Annotated in this window: 2 protein-coding genes; both read right to left on the reverse strand. The window is 66.8% G+C overall.

The window, feature by feature from the left end; genetic code table 11:
- On the reverse strand, positions 1–815 hold an 815-nt coding region (locus DBR23_RS13500; RefSeq protein WP_108498597.1), incomplete at its 3' end, for a pyridoxal-phosphate dependent enzyme.
- A 195-nt stretch (positions 816–1,010) separates the two neighbouring features.
- Positions 1,011–1,853 carry an enoyl-CoA hydratase-related protein gene (locus tag DBR23_RS13505; RefSeq protein WP_056746054.1) on the reverse strand — a complete coding sequence of 281 codons (843 nt, stop codon included), beginning with the start codon at positions 1,851–1,853 and terminating at the stop codon, positions 1,011–1,013.
- Between the last annotated feature and the right edge of the window lie 244 nt (positions 1,854–2,097).

Here is a 2,097-nt window from a genome sequence, read left to right on the forward strand (position 1 = left end):
GGCATGTCGTGCAGATCCCCACGCCCCACACCATTGCCGACGGCGCACAAACCCAGGCGCTGGATGATGGGGAAGGTGAGCTGGCCCAGCGCCTGGGTTTGTGCGCCGTCGGCAATGGTGTGGGGCGTGGGGATCTGCACGACATGCCCGGCCTTGACCGACTGCTGGCCGTCGTTGCCCGCTGCGGGCTCCACCCCTACCACCCGGCATTGCGGCGCCAGGGCCTCGGCGGCCAGCAGGCTGCCCGCGAGCAGGCCGCCACCACCGACGCAGACGAAGAGGTAGTCCAGGTCGGGCACTTCTTCAAAAAGCTCCTTGGCCGCCGTGCCCTGGCCCGCGATCACATGGGGGTGGTCGAATGGGGGGACCAGCGTCATGCCGCGCTCCAGCGCCAGGCGGCGGCTGATGGCCTCGCGGTCTTCGGTGTAGCGGTTGTAGGTGACGACCTGGGCGCCGTAGTCGCGCGTGGCGGCCATCTTGGAGGCGGGGGCGTCCTCGGGCATGACGATGGCGGCAGGCATGTCCAGCAGCCGGGCCGACAGTGCAATGGCCTGGGCGTGGTTGCCCGCCGAGAAGGCGAGTACACCGCGTTCGCGCTGCTCATCGGTGAACTGGGCCAGGGTGTTGAACGCGCCCCGGAACTTGAACGCGCCGGTGCGCTGCAGGTTCTCGCACTTGAAGAAAAGCTGCGCGCCCAACCGCTCGTCGGCGGTGCTGGAGCGCAGCACGGGCGTGCGGTGCGCCATGCCCTTGAGCCGGTGCGCGGCAGCGGCCACATCGTCGTAGGTGGGTGGGGTCAGGCTGGGCAGCGTCATGGTGGCGGCATCCTTGTGGACAGGGCTGGAAGACGGTCAAACCCCTAAGACCCGATGATAGCCCTTTGCCTCGCCATTTCAAGCAAAAGGGCTTGCAAGCGCTAGTGCTGCATGCCTGGGCAGCTATACATTTTGATGTGGCACATGTCCGTGCGCGCGCCACAATCCGGGCCGCATGGCGCGGCCCGGCGGCGCTCAGCCCAGCTCGCTGAACCGCTGCAATGGTGTGAGCGCCGGGAACTCGCCCGCGCGTTTTTGCTTCATGGCCGTGACCGATTCGCGCACATGCTGGTTGCTCCAGATGGCGCCTTGCAGCCAGCCCATCTGGCGCAGGCTGTCTTCCACGCTGTGGTCGCGCGCGTAGTTCACGGCCTGCTTGGTGCCCCAGATGGCCACCGGGGGTTTGGACGCGATCTCCTTGGCGCACTGCAGCGCGGCAGCCAGCATGGCCTCTTGCGTGTCGAACACCTCGTTGACCAGGCCATAGTCCAGGGCCTTGGCGGCGCTCAGGCGCCGGCCGGTGTAGGCCAGTTCTTTGACCACACCCAGCGGAATGAGCTTGGGCAGGCGCTGCAGCGTGCCCACGTCGGCCACCATGCCGATGTTGATCTCCTGGATGCAGAAGAACGCATCCTGCGTGGCGTAGCGGATGCAGCCTGCGGTGACCATGTCCACCGCGCCGCCGATGCAGCCGCCGTGGATGGCCATGATCACGGGGATGCGCAGGTTGTCGATGCGTGTGAAGGTGGCCTGCATGTCGGTCAGCAGGTCGAAGATGGCGGCCCGGCCTTCGGGGCTCTGGTCGTCCATGGTGATGGCGCCGCCAAAGGTCTCCAGCGCCATCCCGGCGCTGAAATGTTTGCCGGTGCTGCTGATGACCAGCGCCCGCGCCTCGCCCGCCTGGTGCAGCTGGGCCAGCACCGTGTCCAGCTCGCGCCAGAAGGTAGGGTGCATGGTGTTCATGGCCTCGGGTTTGTTCAGAACCAGATGGGCCACGTGGTCAGTGATGCTGAGGGAAAAGCAGGTGAGGGTGTTCATGGGGTGCCACTGTAGACCGGTGGGTGCAGGCCCGGTCGTCGCCTGGGTGACTGGGCGTGATTTCAGGCCATTTTGGCTGCATGCGCTAGTGCATCATGCCTGGGTAGCTATCAAAAAGAGAGTGATTGGGGTTGGCGTTGTGCCGCCCGTGGGGCCGGTGGACCAGGCGCTCAGTCCCCGCCGCCACCACAACCGCCGCCGTCGCCCCCGCCATCCCCGCCGCCGTCACTGCCTGCATCCGAAC

Origin of the sequence: Acidovorax sp. HMWF018 (assembly GCF_003061035.1) — a bacterium.
Lineage (GTDB): Bacteria > Pseudomonadota > Gammaproteobacteria > Burkholderiales > Burkholderiaceae_C > Acidovorax > Acidovorax delafieldii.

Excerpts from the sequence above, each read along its gene's own strand:
- DBR23_RS13505 (WP_056746054.1), bottom strand. The coding sequence starts at position 1,853 with ATGAACACCCTCACCTGCTTTTCCCTCAGCATCACTGACCACGTGGCC.